Raw genomic sequence first — 22,395 nt, 5'->3', positions numbered from 1 at the left:
AAAAAATTGCGACCGCAAAGTTACAATTCACAGGCAAATAATAGTGGTATTCCCTTAATAGTGCATATGTTATTAACTCGAATCCACAAAAAAAGCGCAGGATTTATACCTGCGCTTTTCTAATATGACTTAAAAATCGCTACTTACTAGCAACCTTCTTCTTAGCTGGAGCTGCTTTAGAAGCGGGTTTAGTAGTCGGCGTCGGTGTCGGCGGTGCTTTAGGACCTTCCAGTGCTTTTTTCACACTTTCGTCATTAGGATCGAGTTCCAGCACCTTATTAAAGTATTCTTTTGCCTTTTCGTCATCCTTCTTCAATATGCTAAAACCAGCTAACGCTTTGTAAGAAGTAATCAGGTAGCGCTTATAATCGGTTTTATCTGATGAATCAGGTGCCATAGATTGCTCAATGAATTTCAGATAAAGAGGCTCAGCAGCAGCTGCACCCTTCATCCGATCATTCGGATAAGCGTAATAATTAGCACCGGCACGGTAATAATAAGCTAAAGGATATTTCTTACCGTCGGCTTCAATTTTCGAAGCCATCATAGCAAAAGCTGAATCGGCACGTAAATAGTACGTCTCCTTCAGTTGGCGAATTTGTGCCGTATCCATAGGAGCGGCTGTACTATCCCGACCAATACGTGGAGCGTACTGATAGTTGGCAAGTCCTAACCACAGGTAATCATTGTTTTGTGGCTTTTTGTCGTTAGCAATTGTTTTAGCGTAGTACGCAGCCGCTTTGTCGTACTTCTTATTATCATAGAGGGTTTTCGCAATTTCGCGATACAGGTTTTCTGTAGTATCCTGCGTAGCTGCTTTCTCTAAGTTAAGAATACCCAACGAGTCGCCTTCTGGCGTATTTAATTGCATTTGAGCCCGACCCAGATACTTGTAATCGTCATACATCACTTTCTGGGGAGACGACGTAATAAACTTATTCAGCGACTCTACAGATTCCTGATTTTTACCCAGTGCAGCGTAAGCCCAGCCATACATCCGGTCGATAATTGGGTTGTTAATTTTCCCTTTTAACTGATCCAGATACGCAATAGCGCCCTGATAATCTTCAGCCAGGAACTTGTACCGTGCTACGTCCAGCAGTAATTCAGGATCAGTGGTACCGCTTTTCTGGATAAACAGTTCGTAGTTCTGAGCGGCACTCTTGTATGCCCGTGAATTAGCCAATGCATCTGCATAAGCGCGATACGTTGGCGAGAATTCAGCATCATTCTGAATGGCCGTTTTGAAAAATTCCTGTGCTTTAGCGTAGTTTTTACCCCGCAGATACAATCGACCAATTTTATAGTTAGCCTCGGCTAAATTGGGGCGGATTTGCATTGCGTTCTCATACTTGGTAATAGCGTTACCTCCGTCATTTTTCAGGAAGTAAGCATCGCCCATCAGCATTTCGATTTCGGCATCCTCATTCTTCTTGTCTTTTTCGTCAGCAAGTTGAAGGATACGTAGCGCTTCGGCTGGGTCATTAGTCTGTTCCGACAATGTATACATTTCCCCAGCTTTCACCAGAACAGCTTGGTTTTTATTCTTCGTAGCGGCAAGAGCACCGTCGATCAGTGCTTTAGCACCAGCTCTATCTTTTTTGGCCAATGCCACACCTGCCAAACCAACATTGTTGAGTTGGTTTTTGGCGTCAGCAGCATTACCCTTATCGAAGGCAGCTTTTGCTTTATCTATCTGGCCACTTCGGAGAAAATAATAACCCAGATAAAACTGATTATCGGCAGTTGGCGAGCTATTAGCTAATTGGGTAAGCGCTTGTTCTGCCTTTGTATATCGCTCGGCCTCGACATCTTTCATGGCTGCCTGAACGACATCCTGAGCCAGAATAGGAGTCGTCATCGTTGCCCCAAAGAACAGGATGCTCAGCAGCGATCGCTTTTGATTAGTCATCATGTAGTTTAAGTTGGTAATTAGGATAAAATAGATTAGTGCTCACAAAACAATCGACAAAACTAAAAAATTGCGGCTAAACCAACAAACATACTCATTTTACAAGATTCACTTCCCGATTATATGGTACAGTAGGCCAAAGACCCAATTTACGAATAATCAGCGAACCGGCATCTCTAGCAACATAATTAACCAGTCCTCCCCCTAAACCAGGGTGAGTTTCGCGACTCAGTACGTAAACCGGGCGACGTAGCGGATACCGCTGCATTCCTAAATCCTCCTGAAACGGCTGAAAATAATCGTCTCGCTTCGTTGGATTCTGTTTTTCGGACACACCCATTACGCGTAATTCGCGGGCTAACTCGACCGATAGGGGTTCATCACTGTCACTGATCCAGTTCACACCGATAAAGCCCAGTGCCGACGGATTTTTACGGACAAATTCGATTACTTCCCGATTAGACCGCGTTGTGAAAATGCGTAGGTTTTTAACCTCTGTTACCTTGAATATGTTTAAAACAAACGCCAAATTACTGGAATTGTTATTGTCGAACACTAACGTAATGGGCCCGGCTTGGTTGCCATCTTTCAATTGGCTCCACCCCTTCACTTGACCCGTAAAAATACGTTGTAGTTCGCTCATTGTGATTAAACTATCCGTATTTGCCTTATTCACAATGAGTGCGACGCCATCCGTAGCAATCTTCTCTGCCCCACCTTTAATTTTACGCTGATTCAGTACGCCCTGTTCAGTGGGCTTTAATTTACGGGTAACGAAAGCCAGTCGGGCGCTGTCCTGAAGCAGCATATTAATAGCTTCTTGTTCAGGCTTATAAACAACTTTAAAGTGGGCATTCGGATAAATCCCCGAATACGCTTGCGTCAGTTGAAACACCAATGGCTGGAAAGACTCGTCGGCAGCAATAACAATTTCGCCCTGCGACGGATTGTCTAATGCTGGTTTGCTGGTACAGCCTATTATGATAAATATAAGACTGGCGATAACCCAAAATCGACTAGTCATTTTCCTGAAAACGTTGATAGGCCCGATAGGCTCGAAAAGCGCCATAGATAATCAGCAAAGTTCCCATTCCATACCGGAAAGGGCCCGGCTCAGGGAACACTCCAAAAGACTGAGAGGAGGCAATCAACGCGATGCCTCCTCCCAAATATGCCAGCGAAGCCAGTGCTGCGATGTACAACGTTAGCTGTGCCGGACCTCGATTTTGTCCGCGCATAAATAGCTTATTCCAGCGTGAAATTAATCGGCAGATTATATTTCACCCGTACCGGACGGCCTGATTGTTTACCTGGCCGCCATTTCGGCATACTTTTTACAACGCGTTGTGCTTCTTCATCCGTACCGAAACCAAGACCTTTCAGTACTGATACGTCCTGAATACTACCATCAGTATTTACAACAAAGCTAACGAATACACGCCCCGAAATGTTGGCTCGCTGCGCGGCAGCTGGGTAACGTAGGTTTTTGCCTAAGTACTGACCCAATGCAGCCATACCGCCCGGAAATTCAGGTTGTTGCTCTACTACCGTAAAGATTTCTTCTTCTTTCGGAGCCGCTTCTACAGCTACCTCAACTTTCGTTGGAGCAGCCGTTGCTTCAGGAGCCGCAATTACTTCTTCAGCGTTAGGGTCACCTTCCTGCGTTTTTTCAGCAGCAACAGCCTCTTTCAGTTCTTCAACAGCTGGTGGAGGTGTTTCTTCAGGTACCTCCTCATCTGGTTTTACTTCAGGCGGAAGAAACTTCACCGTATTCACCTTCGGTACTTCTACCGGTGGTGGTGGCGGTGGTGGCGGTTCATTCGGATCAATAGGCGGAGGAGGAAGTTTCATTAAATCTACTTCTACCATCGCTTCTTCTTTTTTCTCCGGAGTCAGGGCACTGATAATCGAAGGAGAAAGTACACCTAGTGTAAACAGAATGCCACCAATAATAAGGGCACGCGTTATATTTTTGGGGTACGTTTTCCGCAGATCATAAGCACCATATGCTTTATTCCGGTGGGCAAACACGATATCATCGAGCGTTGCCTTAGCGTCTACTTCTGCCATGGTGTTATGCGTCTAATTTAACTTTGTCCTTTAACAGTTTCTTCTCATCCGCCGTCAACTGATCCACTAACGCGTAGCGTTTCAGCTTGGTGATCGCCATCTCGTCCAGCACATCAACCATGTTTTTATAGGTCGATTGCTTCGTCGGTTTGATAACAACAACGAATTTTTCGCCACCTACTTTTTTAACATTCTCGGAGAGCGCCTGACGAAATTCATAACCATACCCGATTGTTTTCACTTCCGGGTCTTCGTTAGCGGCTTTGCCAAAGATGTAATGTGCTTTGTTGTCTTTCCCAAGAAAGACGGTCATTACGTTGGAAGCCTTTATAGGCTCCGTTTCTTCCTGTTTTGTTTTGTCTGGCACGTTGAGCGTCATCGAAGATGGTTTGCTCAGGGTGGTGGCCAAAATGAAGAAGGTAATTAGCAGGAAGCCCAGGTCAACCATGGGGGTCATATCCACCCGGGTCGACGCTTTCTTGGACCGTACCTTACCACCATCATGTTTACCACCACCACCGCCAGTGTTAATTTCTGCCATGGCTTGATTAGGTTTACAGTTTTCAGTTCCAGGGTTTTCAGTTAGTTGCCGAAGACTACCAACCGAGAACTGTAAACCGAAAACTCTGAACTAAAAACTGTGTTAGTCGGCTGTCCAACCGGCGGGCGGAGCTTCCGTACCCGTGATCAGGTTGAACTTATTAATATTCTGCGCCTGCAACGTAGCAAGAACGTTCTTGAATTCGGGGAATTTAGCGAGGTTATCGCCCTTCAACGCAATTCGCAGCCCGTTGTTCGCTTTCCGGGAGTTAAACACCCAGTCTTTCAACTCGTTTGTAGCAGCTGCTCCTGTTGAGTCCGTTGGAATACCAGGCTGCTTGATTTTTGCCTGCTGCTCTTTAGACATACTCAGGAATGATTTAAGCTGAGCTATTGGCAAACCGAAGTTCGACATCAGGGCAAACTCTTTCTTTTCCTTATCGGAGAACGTAATGCCTTTGGCGGTTGCGATATTGTCCAGCATCGCGATGCGATTCTGCTGGTTATCGATACCGAAATAGACTTTACCATCTCTGCCAAGACCAATGGTCATAATGTCCTTATCAGGGACTTTGATGCCAGAGATAGACGATGGGGTTTCAATTGCTGCGGCATCCTGCGCCCGGAACTGAGCCGTCAGGATAAAGAACGTCAGCAACAGAAACGCTACGTCGCACATCGCGGTCATATCTACCGTCGAACTGGCACGTTTTATTTTAACTGCTGGCATAGGTTGTTCTGTTTCGACCTGTCGAATTCGACAGGTGGGTTAATTACATCAACTTGTCAACGATTAGTAGTGAGCAGCAAAATTCTGCTGGATGCTCAGACCGATTTCGTCGATGTTGTACGTCAGTACGTCGATGCGGCTGGTGAAGTAGCTATACATGATCGTAGCGATAGCAGCTGTACCGATACCAAGCGCCGTGTTTACAAGAGCTTCAGAGATACCCGTCGACAGAGCGGCCGTGTCAGGCTGACCTGTAGCACCCATAGCTGCGAAAGCGCGAATCATACCAAGTACCGTTCCGAGCAGAGCAATCAGCGTAGATACCGAAGCCAGCGTAGCGATAATGGTCAGGTTCTTTTCCAGCATCGGCAGTTCGAGCGTGGTAGCTTCTTCTACTTCTTTCTGAAGGGCAACCAGTTTCTGCTCTTTGTTCAATTCAGGATCGGTAGCCAGTTGCTGATACTTCAGCAGCGCGGTTTTTACTACGTTACCAATCGAACCTTTCTGACGATCGCACTCCTGGATAGCAGCAGCTACTTCATTACGGTCAAGTTGAGATTTGATCTTCCGAACGAAATCGTCGATAGAACCCGAACCATTTGCACGACCAATCGTGATAAAGCGCTCGATCGAGAATACCAGTACCGTTAGAAAACAGGTAAAAAGAATTGGTACGATGAATCCCCCTTTATACACGGTACCGAAGTAATCGCCTGGGAGGGGTTCTTTGGTATTGTCGCCTTCCTGGAAGTGGCTGCCATCACCGAAGACGAACATATACGTCAGGATACCGATGAGTAACAGAACCGGGATTACGAACGCTGGATTCAGACCGCCCGATGATTTCTTTTTTGGTGCTGGTGCTTTAGCGGGCGCTGGAGAGGGTGTTTGTGTTTTCATTGGAACTGGACTGTAGGGTTAAAATTAAAAGTTGGTTTACCCGGTAAAAAAAGTGAAAAATTTAGACTCTTTCGGTTTGTCCGGTTAAAAATTTAATAGAAATACCGTCGAACCTCCACAAAAATATGTGATTTCCGTTAAAAACCACACAATTCCTTTTGGCAAATGTTTCACTTATATTGTAATCCAGCAATAAATACTTGGATATATCTGACTTTGCTGAATTATTTTTTTTCGGATAACCAGAATGCTAAATTCTTGTTTATCAATTCCCGACTCAAAACCCTCTCTGATAAAGCGCTACCCGATACGTAGTTAGGGCGGGGCATGGCTCATGAAATAATTGTTAAGATTGTTTTTAATAGCTCTCATAGAATGATTAACAGCTTGTTTCTGGATAGATGCTACGTAGTGCCAAATTCCACAAACAACTTCAGAAAAATGTAAAAAGAGTTGTTGAGAGAGCGCAACGACAAGTGAAAAGCATACTACGTTCTATACGTTCATATTCCATTAAACGTAGCAGGGCAACAAAAAAGAGACGTAGCAAACACTACGTCTCTCTAAGAATTGTCGGGAAGGCGGGATTCGAACCCACGACCTCTTGCACCCCATGCAAGCACGCTACCGGACTGCGCTACATCCCGAAAGGGACTGCAAAACTAATGGATAATGGATAATGTACAATGAATAATGGATAAATTCTGGGCTACTATTATTCATTGTACATTATCCATTAATCATTAATTTCTACCACTACCTTGTCTTGCTGGCGGGGTAGTACCGCCCCGCTGTTGTTGCATCGGATTTTGCCCCTGAGGAGCAAAAGGACTCTGCCGTTGCTTGAACAACTGGAACCGCGTTGGCTGCGATACCCGAGGGAATGAGTTGTTTTCAGCGTCAATGTCAGCGATTTCCTGATACGGGTCGAGCGTCCACTGCGTTACTTTCTTGCTCGTGGCAATGACTTTTTTAAGCGATACGTCATTGAAACGCCAGATTTCAGCTGGGAAGCGAGCTACTGAGTCTGTGCCGTCTTCAAACTGCATCCGAATAATAACGGGCATGGGAACACCGCCTTTATTTTTTAACGAAAGGGTATAGAAGTTTGTACCGGCCGTAGCAGTAAGCGTGTTACGTTCCGACTCACTCAACGTTGCCAGATACTCCTGATATTTCTTTTTATCGTTTTCCGTTACCGCGTAAGGATCATAGCTGTTGTAGAAGTCGTTCATGGTCGAGTCTTTGGCTACAACAGTTTCAGCCTTGGTAGCAGCATCGCGCTGTTTGCTGACCGTACCAGCCCGACGTTGCGCTTCGGCCTTTGCAGCAGCTTTCGAAGCAACCGGGTCGCCCGAATCGACCTGATACCATTCTACTTCTGTCAAATCCTGATCAACGGGTTCAACGCCGTAGAACCAGCCTTTCCAGAACCAGTCGAGGTCAACACCGGATGCATCTTCCAGCGTGCGGAAGAAATCGGCAGGTTCAGGGCTTTTAAACGCCCAACGACGCGCGTATTCTTTGAATGCATAATCGAATAATTCGCGACCCATGACGGTTTCGCGCAGAATGTTGAGCGCCGTAGCAGGTTTGGCATACGCATTAGGCCCAAGACTGATGACGTTATCGGATGAAGTCATGATTGGTGACAACACCGATTTATCCGATTTCATGTAATCGACAATATACTGCGGCTCACCCCGGCGCGATGGGAATTCATAATCCCACTCTTTCTCAGCCAGATACTGGCAGAACGTATTGAGACCTTCGTCCATCCAGGTCCACTGACGTTCATCGGAGTTAACGATCATCGGGAAGAAGTTATGACCAACTTCGTGGATGATAACCCCAATCATGCCGGCTTTGGTCTGAGCCGAATACGTACCATCGGGTTCGGGCCGACCGCCGTTGAACGAAATCATCGGATACTCCATACCCCCACCCGCCGTAGCGTGGCATGAAATAGCCACCGGATATGGGTATTTAATGGTGCGGTTACCATACGATTTCAGCGTATGCTCTACTACACGAGTCGAATATTGTCCCCAGAGTGGATTTCCTTCTTTCGAATAGAACGACATACTCCAGATTTTGCGACCGTCTCCGTAAACATCCGTTTGCATGGCATCCCAGATGAATTTGCGGCTGCTGGTAAAAGCAAAGTCACGAACGTTCTGCGCGGTGTAAATCCAGGTTTTTTTGCCCTTAGCGTCGCCAGGCTTTGCTTTTTCGGCAGCTTCGGCTTCGGCCTGTGTCACGATCACAACCGGCGTTTTCGACGTAGCGGCCTGAGCCAGACGTTTCTGTTGAGTGGCCGTCAAGACTTGCTTATAATTCTGGCATTCGCCCGTAGAGCCAACTACGTGGTCGTTCGGTACCGTGATCGCTACTTTATAGTTACCAAAAATCAGCGTAAACTCGCCTTGACCCAGGAACTGTTTATTCTGCCAGCCATTTACGTCGTTATAAGCGCAAAGGCGGGGGAACCAGTGGGCAATGAAATAATTGTAGTTTCCATCTTTCGGGAAAAACTCCATTCCGCTACGTCCGTAGTATTCGGTAATGAAATAATTCCAGTCGACATTGAACGAATAACTGGCTCCAGGCTTTAATGCCGTAGGCAAGTCGATTCGCATCATAGTCTGATTGATGGCGTATTTCAACGGATTGCCCGATTTGGCATCTTTCACCGCCGTGATTTTATAGCCGTATTTATCAGTTGCCTGCTGCTGGCTGCGTTCGCGCACCGAAGTCAGATTCTGCAACTGCGAGAAACTCATGCCGCTCTCGCTCACACCGCCCGTACGGGTAACGCTACCGATTGAGCCTTTGGCAAACAGATTCTGGTCGAGCTGAAGCCAGATGAAAGGCAGTTCGTCGGTCGAATTGTTGTGATACGTAACGGTTTCCGAGCCAGTTATTTTCTGATTGGCATCGTCCAGTTCTACCTTAATATCGTAGTCAGCACGATTCTGGAAATAATCTTTACCGGGCGCTCCGGCGGCTGTCCGGAACGTATTGGGAGTCGGTAGCATGGGGCCTAACTGCTCGAAGCGTGTGTTCGCGTTTTGAGTAGCTGGTGCCGGTGCCTGCGCCTGTACCGACCAAACTGAAACGGCCAGAGCGGCCGACAGCAAAATTATCTTTTGCATAGTTAGGTTGTAGTTGTCATGAAATGCACGTAAAAGTAAAGAAAAAGTATAAAATATATTAGCAAATAGCCGAATCGTAACGTAGTGAAAGTGTTCCAGAAACGTAGCAAGACTTTATGTTACTACGTTGTTTATGCCACATTTGAATGAGGCATGACATTCATCTTAGACGACCGGTGAAAAAGTATTTTTTGTTTCCAATACTAGTTCATCCTTAATATTGCCTCTTATACCATTATGTTAGTCCTCTTTAAAAATGCTTTTTACCAGTTTTGAATTCGTCGTTCTGGTAATCATAACCCTGATTCTCTATTACTTACCACCCTTACGACGGTGGCAGGTACCAGTACTCATTCTGGCGAGTCTGGTGTTTTATGCCGCTAACCAGGCCGATTTGCTGTGGTTGCTGTTGCTCTCGGTATCGATTAATATCGTTTCCAGTTACTTCGTAATTTATGGACGTAGCGACCGAAGGCATTTTCACGCGGTTTGGGGTGTTGTAGCTAATCTGAGCATTCTTTGTTTCTTCAAATACGGGCCCCTATTAAGCCGCACGTTTTTGCCTGCCGATAGTTCGCTCGCCGAGACGTTGATTGCCTTGCCGTTGCCTATTGGTATTTCTTTCTTTACGTTTCAGGGAATCAGTCTGGTGGTCGATACGTATCGGAATCGCGACGTACCCCAATTTCGATCAATGATTGCCCGAAATCTGGCGAAACACGCGCAGACTGTCTTTTTCTTCAAGGCATTTTTTCCGCAGCTGGTGGCCGGTCCTATCGTGAAAGCGTATTTTTTCCTCCCCCAGATCAAGCCAAAATTCTGGCAGGATATTCAGTGGGACAAGTGCTTCCGTGCGTTGGTGGTTGGATATTTTTTGAAAATGGTCATTGCCGATAACCTAAAAGACCACACGGCTCTTATTACATATCCGTACTTTGAAGCCTATTCATCGCTTACGTTGCTGGGGCTATTATTCGGCTATTCCATGCAGATTTTCGCCGATTTTGCTGGTTATTCACTCATTGCACTCGGGCTGGCCGGGCTGTTTGGATACGACTTTCCTATAAATTTCAACTTCCCCTACGTATCGGTTTCGTTCTCCGATTTCTGGCGACGCTGGCATATTTCGCTTTCGAGCTTTCTGCGGGAATACTTATACATTCCTTTGGGCGGAAACCGGCACGGTGCATTTCGAACGTACCTGAACCTGATGTTGACGATGGTTTTGGGCGGTTTATGGCACGGAGCGGCCTGGAGTTACGCCATTTGGGGATTCGCGCATGGACTGGCGCTAGCGGTGGAGCGGTTTATCGATAATCTGTTTCCAACAAAACCGACTCGTGTAAGTGAGTTCATTCGGGGTATTATTGTTTTTGCCTACGTAACGGTTTTATGGTTATTATTCAAACTACCCGATTTCAGCCACGTCATTGCGTATTGTCGGGCATTGGTGAATAATATCGATAAACCCAACGATGGGCGTGTTCTCAGTTTAATTGCGGTGTATGCGCTGGCTGTGATTCTGTATCATGTCAATTATTTACTAGGTGAACGTAGAAGCAAAACTGAAAAACACCCTGCCTGGGAGTTTGCGGCCTATGCTATTATGATTTTTTTAGTGATTACGAATAGCGGCTCGGGAGGAGCGTTTATCTATTTTCAATTCTAATGATTCGGAAAGCGCTATTCACAACCCTATTGTTACTGCTGACTTACAGCTTGTTCATTACTGTTTTTCGGAGCAGCATCCGCCGAACAGCACAAACCGTTGAGCAACGTAACACGGTTAAAGCCGAAGAGTTTCTCTACGAAAACGGAACGCAGGCCGATACAGTCATTGTAGGGTCGTCTATGAGTAACCGGCTGCTGTTCGATAGTCTGCCCGGACATAATGACCGTTACTACAATTTAGCGCTGGAGGGAATGGCGTCGGTAGATGGGCTGCATCTGATTGCGCATGCTGGATACAAACCAAAGCTGGTGTTGGTTGAAATCAATACGTTAGATCGAATGCCTGACACTACGTTTTTCGGCAAATTTACAGAGACGGGCTGGTCACAGATTCGGGAATACGTACCATTCATGCGGCTTAAATATCAGCCGATTGGCGTCATGAAAGCGTTGTTACGTGACTGGCGTGGAGGAGCATCAGACGATATTGTCGAAACCGTCGATACGGCTTTTGTAACTCGGCTGGTGCAAAAGCGACTCAGCCAAACCAATGATAGACCTGACGATAAGGCCCTACAGCAGACAATCGACAAAGCCGATACGTATATTCAGGAATTACAGAAGCGGGGAACAAAGCTGATCTTTTTTGAGATGCCAACCGACCCTCGAATCCGCAATACCAACGTTAGTCGTCGGCTGAGGGAATTGGTGGATGCTACGTTCTCAAATTCGGCCTACCAACACATTCCATACCCAACCGATACATATCAAACAACTGACGGTATTCACTTGCCACGTAATGAATGTATCCGATACACGCGTTATCTATACGAGCAACTAAGCCAATCGCAAACCATTTCGCAGCCAACTTCTACGCCTAATCGGTAACGTAACGCTACTGCATCACCTCTTTCAGATACTCATTGTTAATTACAAGCGAGAGTGCCATACCGGCCACAATTCCTGATACAATCAGCACCCAGCGCAATCGGGATTTATTGAGAATATCCAGTACCACAAACGCCAGCAATAGCATCAGGCTGACAATCAGAAGCTGACCAATTTCCAGACCGATGTTAAAAGCTAGTAATGGCTTCACAATTTCAGCTTCCCGGCCCAGCAAACTGCGCAGGTAGTTCGAAAATCCCATCCCATGAATAAGTCCGAATGCCATCGCCAACCCATAGCGAAGGCGGTTTCTGCTACGTTGATTGCTGGAAGCCGATTTTGATTTTGTCTCCTGAAAAAAGAAGTTAGCAAAGGCCGTTATCAGAATGGTAATCGGAATCAGAAGTTCTATTACTTCGGTTTTGTATTGAATTAGTCGCAATGTTGCCATCGCTAACGTAATGGAATGCCCAATAGTAAATGCCGTTACCAAAATCAATACCTGTCGCCATTGCTGAAGGGTATAAACTGCACAGAGAGCCACAACAAATAGGATATGATCATAGCCGCTGGGATCGGTGATATGGTCGAACCCGAGCCGTAGGTAAATCAGAAAATCATCCATTAACAAAAGGAAAGTTTGGGAGTATCAACGTAGCAGATTGCTCGGCTATCTAGACGGACAGATTCATTTAAACCATTCTGCGTACATGACGTAGTTGTTAGCCGTGCGACTAAAAATTTCGGCCTGTTCGGGCGAAACGGCTTTTAGAAAACGGGCTGGATTTCCAGCATAAATCGACCCCGGTGGTACAACGGCATGTTGTGTTACAATGGCACCTGCTGCAATAATACTTCCCGATCCCACTACAGCTCCATCCATCACAATCGCGCCCATACCAACTAATACGTTGTCTTCGAGCGTACAACCATGCACAACAGCATTGTGCGCAATTGATACGTTGCTACCGATGGTGGTTTTAAACCGCTGATACGTGCAGTGAATAACGGCCCCATCCTGAATGTTGGTCCGGTCACCAATGGTAATGGTGTTTACATCGCCCCGCACGACGGCGTTAAACCAGACGGTACAATCCCGGCCCATTGTTATTTGTCCAACTAACGTAGCATTATCGGCAAACCAACAGTTATCACCGAATTGTGGGGAGATGCCATGAACAGATTTAATCAGTGCCATATCTAACGTTGATTGGTCATTTTCGGCAAAAATACGTAACGCGGCCATCTTGTCCACATAGTAGATATAACCATGTGGATAAGATGGCCGCGTTACGTAGCAAAAGCGAAATTATTTATCCATTACGACCGTTTCGTGCACCAGATAGGCACCCGATTCCGTCGAAAGGTTGTAAACGGTGTTTACCGAACGTACCGATTTTTCAGTACGCACTACGCGATACGTTACCAATTTGCCATTTTCCATGCGGAATAGGATATCGCCAGTCGTTACGTTGCCCAATGGTTTTTGGCCAGCCGCCGTCAGAACGGGATGGTTGGCCGTTGCTTCGAGTAGCGTCAACGTAGCGGGCGTGTTACGTGTGTCAGCGGTAAGTTCCTGGGTGGGTGTGAGCCAAACCGCAGCCAATGCAAAATTGCCCTGGTGCGTGTTGAAACGTGTTACGTTCGTTGGGGCGAAGGTCTTAGTTGCTGCGTTGTATCCCATCACTACGTCGCCCACCTGAACAGTACTGATGGGTTTTGACGAACCGTCTGATAACGTAACAGGAGCAGTTGGCGCAAAGCAGAAGTTATACTCTTCTTTTTTCTTCGTCCCACCTCCATCTGATTTACCATTGTTCCCAGACAATAGACCTGCCATCTCGCGCGAAAGCACGAACGTCAGTGTCGACATCAGTCCCGGCTCTTTTTCGCCGACGTATTTGAGATCGTCGATGTAAGCATCCCACGCTTTGCGGTCAGCTGAAGCGCCCGGAATGACGAATGGTTTTACCTCGTTGGTTTTGCCATTCTGATAGATAGCCAGCAGGCCGAGTTCTTTGGTGTCTTCGGCAGAAAAGACTTTGTAAAGGTAGATTTTCCGGGTGATGCCATCGCTGTAGGTGAATACGTAGGCGGGACGCTCTTCATAACGATCTAGTATGAAGCCGCCTGATTTGAAGTACGTATCTTTATCGAGGTTGGCGATTTTGATGGCTTTGATCGCATTTAATTGCTCCAAAGTCATACTGGCTGATGCCGTTTGCGCCCATACGCGCTGGCTTAATAACTGAGTCGTTACGGCACAGCAAAGAAAAATTAGGATCGATAGCAGGTTGTTTTTCATGGTATTTGGCGGTAACAGGCTCTGGCTGTTACTTCTAGGTCTGTAATTGGAAAGCAGTTATGACAACAGCCGGAGCCTATTGCCGCCTTTATTTCTTTGTGTACTCCCCTACCCGTGCGTGAATGGCTTCAACGGCTCTACGTGCTGACGTAAAAGCGCCCGCCATCCATGCAGTCAGATAAGTAGTATGCTCACCCGCAAAGTAGATGTTACCATCAGGCTCAAGCAGGGCGGGGTAGTATTTTTTTCGCGTGGCATCGTCGTAATTGGCCCAGCCACCTTCGCTGTAGGGTGTACGATGCCACGCTAACGAGAACGAATTCTCAAATTCGTTGGGATACTGCGGATGGATTTTGGCACCCAATGCCAAAGCCATTTTCTCACGTTCGGTAATAGAGAGTGCGCCAACGGCTTCGGCCCGGCTGTAAAAATTGTAATAGCCAATCAGAACCCCTTTTGCTTCCTGCAACCCAAACGACGGATACCATATCTGGTTGATATCCATATTGGTACGTGTAATTCCACCGTAAATACCGTCATCTTCTTCCCAGAATCGGCGCTTGAATTGCAGACCGATTTTGCCCGTTTTCATGTAGGGAATAAAGTCGGCGGCCCGCTTGACAGTTCCTGATAAATCCGACTCCAGGTTTTTCAACATAGGCAAGGGCAACGTACAAACACAAAATTCGCCGGTGATTTCAACGGTTTTGCCATCTTTCTGGTAGATAACCCGAACCCCATTTTCAGTTTTGCGTAACTCCTTTACCGGCGCGTTGAACACAATTTTGCCCGTCAGCTTTTTCTCAAACGCTTTCGGAATCGCATCCATTCCGCCGATGGGTTGCAGCAACGTAGCTTGTTGCTCGTAAGCGTAATCGCCGACGTTGTAGAAAACCGGCTGCATGAAGCCCGAACGTAGCAAATCGGTAAGCCCGTAGGGGTCGGTTAGGGTTCCGGGTAAATTGCCGGCCCCTGGGTCATTTTTTATTTTATAGCCGCGCCGATTTGTGCCTTTATATAAATGGGCCGTGTTTAAATCGCCTTCGTTTTTCAGAAAGTCGATCAACTTCTCTACGTCCTCCTTCGTCAACTGCTGGTCCAGGGTCGACTGGTCGAGTGCTTTGGAAAGCAATTCGGCTGTGTAGCCACGCATATCATTGTGATAATCACTGATACGCATCCGCCGGTTGGCCAGGTCGCCCGTACCACCGTCATTATACAGATAAGCTGATTCATTCGCCCCGTTGAAAATCTGGAGCGGTACGTTCAGTTCCTTGCAATACTGGAGGGTGAGTTGATGATGATGCGGAATACGGGCGGCACCGCCGTTGAAATAATGGCCGTTGTCGAACGAGCAGGTTTGCGGTGATCCACCACCAATTTCGGTTTCTTTAGTGCCACCCCGAATCGTCCAGACGCGCCCGCCTGAGCGTGAACGCGCTTCCAGAATGGTGCACTCATACCCAAGTTTGCCGAGTTCATACGCGGCTGTCATACCAGCCAGACCTGCGCCTAAAATAATTACTTTTCGCCCTTTCCCGTCGGTACGTTGCCCGTTGGCGGGCAAATTGAACGCCGAAGCAGGGGCAGGATGAAGCATTCCCCACGCCAAAAGACTGGCATAACTGGCACTCGTCGCGTTGATGAAGTCGCGTCTTGTCATACAAGAAGTCAATAGTCATTAGTCATTAGTCAATAGTCAATAGTCAATAGCGACAGAATGCTACGTAAGCAGTATCTATCGACTAATGACTATTGACTAACGACTCGTTTTACCCTACTACCTTTTTGAAACCTTCCACGAAAATGGCCATCTCGTCCATGGTACCGACGCTGACCCGGCAGAACGGTTGTCCACCAAAATCTCGGGTCTGGATGCCAATACCCTGCCCAAACATTTGATTGCTGAAGGCAGCGGTTTTCATGCGAATGGGGAATAGGATAAAATTGGTAGACGAAGGAATTACCTCGTACCCTAAATCGGTAAGCGCTTTCGTTGTGTAGGCGCGAGCTTTGGCATTTTCGGCCCGACAATGATTCTGCCACTCTTTGTCCTGATAGCTGGCAATACCCGCCATCAACGTAGTGATGCTAACCGCAAAATCACCGTTCGTATAGTCGCGTAAGGTTTTGAGCATGTTGGGCTGGGCAATAGCATATCCTAGTCGTAAACCTGCAAAACCGTGAATTTTTGAGAACGTACGTGCCAAAATCACGTTCAAACCTTCGCTAACCAGTTTTCCAAATTTTGGACGATCGGCGGGTTCGAAGAAATCAATATATGCTTCGTCGATAAACACCGGCACTTTCGGAGCAACTTCTCGGCAAAAGGCTTCCAGTTCAGCCGTTGGCACGATGGTGCCGGTCGGGTTATTTGGATTGACGATGTATACCATTTTGACATCGGGCGTAATGGCCGCTTTAATTGCCGGGAGGTCAAATTTGAAGTCTTTCGTCATTGGGATGGCTTTGATTTTTGCCCCGAACTTTTCAGCCCGTTGCAGTAAATCATCATACGTCATCACACTGGTTAGAATCGTGCCGCCACCTTTCGCAAAATAATCGGCTGCCGCCATCAGTACGTCCGACGAACCCGGCGACATCATAATTTGCTCGGCCTTTACGCCGTCATCCGTAGCAATCAGTTTTTTAAGCTCAGCAAACTCCATCCAGGCATACCGGTTTCCGATCTCAGTCGCTTTAATCAGAGCTTCCTTAGCGTTTTTAGAAATACCCAGCGGATTTTCATTGGCAAACAGACGCGCCCGCAGTTTAGGCATATTGGCGAACGGGTCATCGGCAAAGGCAAATTCATTCGTGAACGACGAAACGAAGGGAGCAGAAGGCCGGGCGGCTTCGGCGGGCGTGAAGCGGCTAAGCCCTAATCCTGCTGTCAGAAAGCCACTGGCGCGCAGCCAGTCCCGACGTGTTAGTTGTGATGACATGGTATAAAGTTTTTGTATTTATCTTGGATAAAATAAAAGTAAAACAAAATATAAGTACTTAGTAGATAGAGTGTTGTGAAAGTACGAATTTACGTCAACAAAAAGGCATTTCTGTCATCAAAAAACTTATGAAATATTTGGCTACAAGCTGTATACACCAAATTTATTGGCGAAAAAATAGGGCATAGCCCAAATGAATTATACCGTTCTCTAATAAGATAAATTATTCGTATTGATTTATTGAGTGGTTCATCCAAACCTTATTAAAAGCAAAAAGGTCGATGCTCCCCACCGACCTTTTTGACTTCGCCAAATGACGCTGAAACGTATTATTTTCTATAAATCAACTGAACGTTACCAACGGCAGTTGCGGTTGCAGAGACTGGCAACGTGTAGCTGATTGGGCCGGTCAGGGCAAGTTCTTCGATGTTTTTATTTTTTGCATACGTGTACTTTTCCTCATCACCCGAATCGTACTTTAGCGTCAGGTTGTTGTTATCGAATGTCCAGGTTCCCGCGGCATCATCGACCGTAACATTTTTGAACGTCGAGTTGAACGTGTTGTCTGAATAAATATCAATGGTTGATCCAACCGACTCAAAATAATAAAGGTCAATAGCCGCTCCATTAAAATTAGTTGCTGCTGGAAAGCCACTTAACAACCCCCTGCTTAATTCCCATCGACCTACAATGGGCGACACTGGTGTTACAGTATCTGTTTTATTACAGGACGTGAGACCCCATAGCGAGGCCATCAGGCAAAGTACATACACATAACGCTTCATAAGCAGTTGAATTTAGTCTATTCGGGGTTTGAAAAAGTACTAGGAGCGTAAACTACAAAAAAAACAGATAGTCCACTACTTTTATTACGTCGATGGAAGGCTAGTTGATGCAAACGGCGGCATTTTTTGAAAAATTGATTCTCAGCGCAGATTCGGCACGGGTAATACGGGTAAACTTTCGTTCCCATCGTTACTGACCGACTGCACCGCGAAATAGTAATTGTCTTTCGAGAAGGGCAGCGTCATTCCTAGTTTAGTCGTGTAGAATTTCTTCTGCCAGAATGGCCAGTGCGTTTCGCGCATCAGCACGTAGTAGCCTTTCACAGTACCCGTTTTGGGCGCTTGCCAGTACAAAACCGTTGAGTTGGTCAGGTTCCGCACATCGACCGTTACGTTCTGTGGCACCGTTGGTGATTTTGCCAGATTGGCTAACGTAGCAAGATTCACAGCCGTGTTTTTGCGGAGGTATTCGAAATCCATATGCTTCGGATAGTCGCCGTATTCGATTCCGTTTTCGGTACGTAAATCCTGGTGTTGATGCTCATAATTTTCGTTCATTTCGGTGATACGAACGGCGGCAAAACCGCGCTGCACATAGGGTGTATGATCGCCACCGCGCAGGTAGCGGTCGTTGCGGTAAACCATCACAACTTCCAGATTTTCAACGTAGCGCTCACCGACTTCCTTCAGATACCGGGCAAGCGTTCGCGCTTTTCCATCGTTCTCATTACCAAATCGTTGAATCTGTCCGATACGTCCTGTTGTATCTTTCAGCAGACTAGAAGGAAGTCCTTCACTGAAAACGCGGAGACGGGTATTGTCGATGATACGTGTATCACTCGAATTGTTGCTGCCCATAATATCATTGTTGAGTACGGCCTCTACGTTCCATTTCTCCTTGACTGCCCGTTCGGAAAGATGTTCGGCGCCCAGCAAACCTTGCTCTTCGCCGGTTAACGTAACGAAGACAACCGTGGCCGGAAACGACGATTTACTCATAACCCGGCAAAGTTCAATCACAGCCGCCGTCCCGGAACCGTCGTCGTTAGCGCCGGGTGCGTCCGATTCCCGATTCATTACGTTCGTAACGCGGCTATCCATGTGCCCCTGCACAATAAATATGCGGTTATCGGTCGGATCGGTGCCTTTGAGTGTAGCCATTACGTTGCCCATGTTGGCGGGCTTATCGATACGTCGGCCGTCGGGTTGGAGTGTCCACGTATCGAGGGTGGCCGTAAGTCGCCCGTTCGATTGTTTAGCGTATTGATTGAATTTCCCTAAAATCCATTGACGGGCCGCACCCAACCCTTTTTTGGCTGGCGACGTAGTAGCATCGGCGGGTACACTCAGCGTATGCCGCGTACCAAAACTGACAAGCCCATTGATGTGTGCCCGCAGACTATCGGCCGAAATCTGTGTTACGAGATCGGCAATTTGCGTATCACGATTCAGGATAACGGTCTGGGCGTGTGCGAACAGAGGAAAAAATAAGGATAAAACAAGTAGAGAACGTAACGATTGGGTTCGCATAAGTTTGCTGGATGATTAAAAAACGAAACTAACAAAAAAGCGCAAGCCGGGGACCTACGCTACGTTATTCCGCAAAAAAAGCGATTTCAGGGACGTGTTACGTATGTCATTACTTGGGCTAATAACATACGTAACACGTCCCTGAAATCGCAGAAATTTCAGAACGACCAGGCAAGTCCCGCACCCGGAGCCACTTGTCCAGTCAATGAAATTGGCGCCATCGACAGACCGACTCTTGGCTGACGTAGCATCTGGTTATATCGCGTAACGGCCTTATTAACCTGGCTGTTTCCAATGATGGTAAACGTAAGCGAAGCGGCAATCGCACCTCCATACACGGTCCAGTACGTACCATTGTTTTTGTTGCTGGTCAAGACAATATACGCCAACGGAACCAGCGCCGACAGCCGACTCAGCGTCGTCATCGTGCGGAATGTCTGGAAACGGTGATTAACTTCAGCGTCATTCAGTTCAAAAAAAGGAACTTCCAAAGAATAGGGCGACGATAGTTTTTTACCTCCGTAGAAATAAACACTCCCCAATGACGAGCCATAGGCCCGCTCAATCGGCATCAAGTGCGCCGGAACCGGCACCGTTCGGTAATGCGACGTATCATCCTGACGCTGGGCGTGTGCCGTCAGTGAAATAAAAAACAATGAAATTGACCATAAAACGTATCGCATACGGACAGAACGAAAAACAACGCGATTTAGCAGATGGTAAGGTAAAAAACAATGACGCTTCTTCAGCAAACGACATCGTATATATTGAGCCATGTAAATTTTTTTGTAAGCAGTTTTTGTCATGCTGAGGGACGAATCGGACCGCCGAAGCGGCAGCTTAACGTATCATAACCCCTCCGCCAGAATACGTTAAGCTGCCGCTTCGGCGGTCCGATTCGTCCCTCAGCATGACAAAAAATCTACTTCACCACTTTCAACGTACCCTGCATGAGCGAGGAATGGCCGGGGAATGTACAGACAAACTGATAATCGCCGGGGGCAGTGGGAGCGAGGAAATAAATGGTTTCGGAAGTTTCGGGCTGGAGGATGTTCGTGTGATAGAGCACATTCGCCGAGGCCGGTACATAGTTCATTTTGGGGCCATTCAGGTTTAGCTTCAAAGCCGCATCGCCAACGGCCAATGCTGTAGCCGGTTTCGTGATAACGCAGTTATGCAGCATGTCGTCGTTGTTATTGAAAACGAGTTTAATGCGGCTTCCGGCCTTCACTTCCAATCGCTCTACGTCGAATTTCAGACCGGGTTTGGTGCCAATGGTGATGGTCTGATCGGGGCCGTTTGCCCAGTCGGCGGGCATGGTGACGGTACGTTTGGCATTTACCGATTTTACGTTTTTCGCGGTTGTTGCTACGTCTTTTTTCTCCGCAGCCATCATCTCAGCATGGTCGTGTTTGGCGGCTGCGACCACGCGTGCGGGCAAGTTCAGTTTTTCGCCGGGAGCGATGGCGTTGAGCGTATAATAACCCACCGAATGCAGTAACGGCATATTCGTAGCCGACCGAACGCCTTCGGCTTTTACTTCATGAATGTATCCTTCACGTAGCACTGTGTCAGCTACGATTCGGGCGCTCATGCCATCAGGCGAAACCACGATACCCCGAATTGGAATGGTACGTGCATTTTCGATGGGGCTGCCGTAGGTTTTGTGATACCGATACGTAAAGCTATTCAGACTGTAGCTTTCGGGATTTTCGGCGGTTTTGCGATCAACGGGAGACGTAAAGCTAACCTCAAAACCGTCGGGTTTCGACGTAATGGTTTTCATTTCAAACGGCATTTTCCCCGTCCAGACCAGTCGCTGAATACCATATGAATCTTTACCCGTAGCGGCCCAGCCCCGGCTCGTCATCCCCACGAACATAGAGCCATCCTGCCCCCAAACGGTACGTATAATCCCCGATTGGAAACCTTCGCGGAACGGGAAACAGGCTCCCTGCCACTCACCATTCACTTTTTCCAGCGCTACCCGCATGATTTTGCTGTGCCCCTGATCGCCCACAAACAATTGATCGGAAAAGGGGCCAAAGGCTCCGTTGGTCGTGTCTTGCTTAAAATCGGACGTAGAGATTCCCATCAGCGTGTGGGGAAACCAGATGGCGGGTACTTTCAGGTTTTTAACTGTTTTCGCTACCTCAAACATAGGCTTTCCGGTACTTGGTACGTCCTCAGGCTTGAGACTCAGCGGTGAACCGGGTTCACTCGTCCAGCGCAGACCGGCTGGGTTACCCGCGAAATCACCTTTCGCGAGATGCGTCATACGTCCCGAACCAACCCAGTCACCCTGGTTTTCGGTGTAGAAAATGCTGCCGTCACGTAACACACCGAAACCAGCGGGCGACCGCATACCCGTTGCCCAGGGAGTCATTTCACCCTTTTCGGTCAGTTTAAGCATCCAGCCACGCCACTTTGCCAGACTGGCTCCGTAGCCAATCCAGTCGAGGTTTAACGTAATAACCATGTCGCCGTCAGGTAGTAGCACCGGGCCGTAGCTGTATTCATGATAATTACCCGACAAAGGCCACTTGTAGAACGACTGGTATTCGTCGGCCTGATCGTCACCATCGTTATCAACGAGTTTAGTCACTTCACCCCGCTGCGTACAGAGAAAATAGCCTTTGGGATGCCACATCAATCCCAGTGGTTCGTGCAGGCCCGAAGCGAATTTCTTGTAAGTCGGCATCCGGCTTCCCTGCATGTACGGGTTGCTAATAATCCAGACTTCCCCCCGACGCGTACAGGCTGCTAATCGGCCATCGGGCAGAGGTGCCAGACCACCTACTTCCAGCTTAATGTCTTCAGGAATCGGAAGGGTTAAAATGCGGTAATAGTCATCTTCAACGGCTGGGCGTTGGGCGTATGTATTCTGAGTGAAAGCGTGAAAGAGCGAAAGAGCGAATAGGAACGTAACGATACGTACTAGCTGTCTCATTCTGCGTTTTACAT

General features: G+C 47.3%; 19 protein-coding genes and 1 tRNA gene. 2 read left to right on the top strand and 18 right to left on the bottom strand.

Translation table 11 applies throughout. The annotated features are described in order from the left end of the window. Positions 1–139 precede the first annotated feature (139 nt). The 9 genes from IC229_RS03820 to IC229_RS03780 all read right to left on the bottom strand — a co-directional run bounded on the left by IC229_RS03820 (position 140) and on the right by IC229_RS03780 (position 9,307). Entirely contained in the window at positions 140–1,915 is a 1,776-nt protein-coding gene (locus tag IC229_RS03820) for a tetratricopeptide repeat protein (RefSeq protein WP_190885595.1), read from the bottom strand. Positions 1,916–2,006: 91 nt separating this feature from the next. After that, complete coding sequence (locus tag IC229_RS03815; RefSeq protein ID WP_190885594.1) at positions 2,007–2,936, bottom strand: PstS family phosphate ABC transporter substrate-binding protein; 930 nt, start codon at positions 2,934–2,936, stop codon at positions 2,007–2,009. After that, positions 2,929–3,150, bottom strand: a complete 222-nt coding sequence (locus IC229_RS03810; RefSeq protein ID WP_190885593.1) for a hypothetical protein — start codon at positions 3,148–3,150, stop codon at positions 2,929–2,931. Before IC229_RS03810 ends, IC229_RS03815 begins: the two co-directional genes overlap by 8 nt. A 7-nt stretch (positions 3,151–3,157) precedes the next feature. Further along, entirely contained in the window at positions 3,158–3,982 is an 825-nt protein-coding gene (locus tag IC229_RS03805; RefSeq protein WP_190885592.1) for an energy transducer TonB, read from the bottom strand. A gap of 4 nt (positions 3,983–3,986) precedes the next feature. Further along, positions 3,987–4,523: an ExbD/TolR family protein gene (locus IC229_RS03800; RefSeq protein ID WP_190885591.1), complete on the bottom strand. Its 537-nt coding sequence runs from the start codon at positions 4,521–4,523 to the stop codon at positions 3,987–3,989. Positions 4,524–4,625: 102 nt separating this feature from the next. Further along, entirely contained in the window at positions 4,626–5,252 is a 627-nt protein-coding gene (locus tag IC229_RS03795; RefSeq protein ID WP_190885590.1) for an ExbD/TolR family protein, read from the bottom strand. A gap of 63 nt (positions 5,253–5,315) precedes the next feature. After that, positions 5,316–6,152 carry a MotA/TolQ/ExbB proton channel family protein gene (locus tag IC229_RS03790; protein WP_190885589.1) on the bottom strand — a complete coding sequence of 279 codons (837 nt, stop codon included), beginning with the start codon at positions 6,150–6,152 and terminating at the stop codon, positions 5,316–5,318. Positions 6,153–6,725: 573 nt separating this feature from the next. Further along, positions 6,726–6,799, bottom strand: a tRNA-Pro gene (locus IC229_RS03785). A gap of 96 nt (positions 6,800–6,895) precedes the next feature. After that, complete coding sequence (locus IC229_RS03780; RefSeq protein WP_190885588.1) at positions 6,896–9,307, bottom strand: M1 family metallopeptidase; 2,412 nt, start codon at positions 9,305–9,307, stop codon at positions 6,896–6,898. A 256-nt stretch (positions 9,308–9,563) separates the two neighbouring features. On the opposite strand from IC229_RS03780, the gene IC229_RS03775 reads away from it, so the two are divergent. Together IC229_RS03775 and IC229_RS03770 are read left to right on the top strand one after the other, a co-directional pair. Next, positions 9,564–10,976 (top strand): MBOAT family O-acyltransferase, encoded by a 1,413-nt coding sequence (locus tag IC229_RS03775; RefSeq protein WP_190885587.1) that lies wholly within the window; start codon positions 9,564–9,566, stop codon positions 10,974–10,976. Then, a complete protein-coding gene (locus IC229_RS03770; protein ID WP_190885586.1) occupies positions 10,976–11,866 on the top strand; it encodes a hypothetical protein in 891 nt (296 codons plus the stop codon). The genes IC229_RS03775 and IC229_RS03770 overlap by 1 nt, the downstream gene beginning before the upstream one ends. Before the next feature lie 7 nt (positions 11,867–11,873). Here the strand turns inward: IC229_RS03770 and IC229_RS03765 are convergent, their stop codons facing one another. From IC229_RS03765 to IC229_RS03725, 9 genes are all read right to left on the bottom strand, one after another. Beyond that, the gene (locus tag IC229_RS03765; protein WP_190885585.1) at positions 11,874–12,491 is read right to left on the bottom strand and encodes a HupE/UreJ family protein; all 618 of its coding nucleotides are present in this window, start codon (positions 12,489–12,491) and stop codon (positions 11,874–11,876) included. 63 nt (positions 12,492–12,554) lie between these two features. After that, positions 12,555–13,064 carry a gamma carbonic anhydrase family protein gene (locus IC229_RS03760; RefSeq protein ID WP_190885584.1) on the bottom strand — a complete coding sequence of 170 codons (510 nt, stop codon included), beginning with the start codon at positions 13,062–13,064 and terminating at the stop codon, positions 12,555–12,557. Between the two features lie 111 nt (positions 13,065–13,175). Further along, complete coding sequence (locus tag IC229_RS03755) at positions 13,176–14,171, bottom strand: Hint domain-containing protein (protein ID WP_190885583.1); 996 nt, start codon at positions 14,169–14,171, stop codon at positions 13,176–13,178. An 88-nt stretch (positions 14,172–14,259) separates the two neighbouring features. Then, a complete protein-coding gene (locus IC229_RS03750) occupies positions 14,260–15,834 on the bottom strand; it encodes a flavin monoamine oxidase family protein (RefSeq protein ID WP_190885582.1) in 1,575 nt (524 codons plus the stop codon). Positions 15,835–15,943: 109 nt separating this feature from the next. Next, entirely contained in the window at positions 15,944–17,116 is a 1,173-nt protein-coding gene (locus IC229_RS03745) for a pyridoxal phosphate-dependent aminotransferase (RefSeq protein ID WP_190885581.1), read from the bottom strand. A 329-nt stretch (positions 17,117–17,445) separates the two neighbouring features. Next, positions 17,446–17,901: a lipocalin family protein gene (locus tag IC229_RS03740; RefSeq protein ID WP_190885580.1), complete on the bottom strand. Its 456-nt coding sequence runs from the start codon at positions 17,899–17,901 to the stop codon at positions 17,446–17,448. Positions 17,902–18,042: 141 nt separating this feature from the next. Then, positions 18,043–19,431 (bottom strand): M20/M25/M40 family metallo-hydrolase, encoded by a 1,389-nt coding sequence (locus IC229_RS03735; RefSeq protein WP_190885579.1) that lies wholly within the window; start codon positions 19,429–19,431, stop codon positions 18,043–18,045. Positions 19,432–19,589: 158 nt separating this feature from the next. After that, positions 19,590–20,114 carry a hypothetical protein gene (locus tag IC229_RS03730; RefSeq protein WP_190885578.1) on the bottom strand — a complete coding sequence of 175 codons (525 nt, stop codon included), beginning with the start codon at positions 20,112–20,114 and terminating at the stop codon, positions 19,590–19,592. A 239-nt stretch (positions 20,115–20,353) separates the two neighbouring features. Continuing rightward, entirely contained in the window at positions 20,354–22,381 is a 2,028-nt protein-coding gene (locus IC229_RS03725; RefSeq protein WP_190885577.1) for a plastocyanin/azurin family copper-binding protein, read from the bottom strand. Between the last annotated feature and the right edge of the window lie 14 nt (positions 22,382–22,395).

Origin of the sequence: Spirosoma profusum, assembly GCF_014699005.1 — a bacterium.
In the GTDB taxonomy this organism is placed as follows: Bacteria; Bacteroidota; Bacteroidia; order Cytophagales; family Spirosomataceae; genus Spirosoma; species Spirosoma profusum.
Note: the sequence above shows the minus strand (reverse complement) of the source record. Positions and strands in the feature narration are given on the sequence as shown.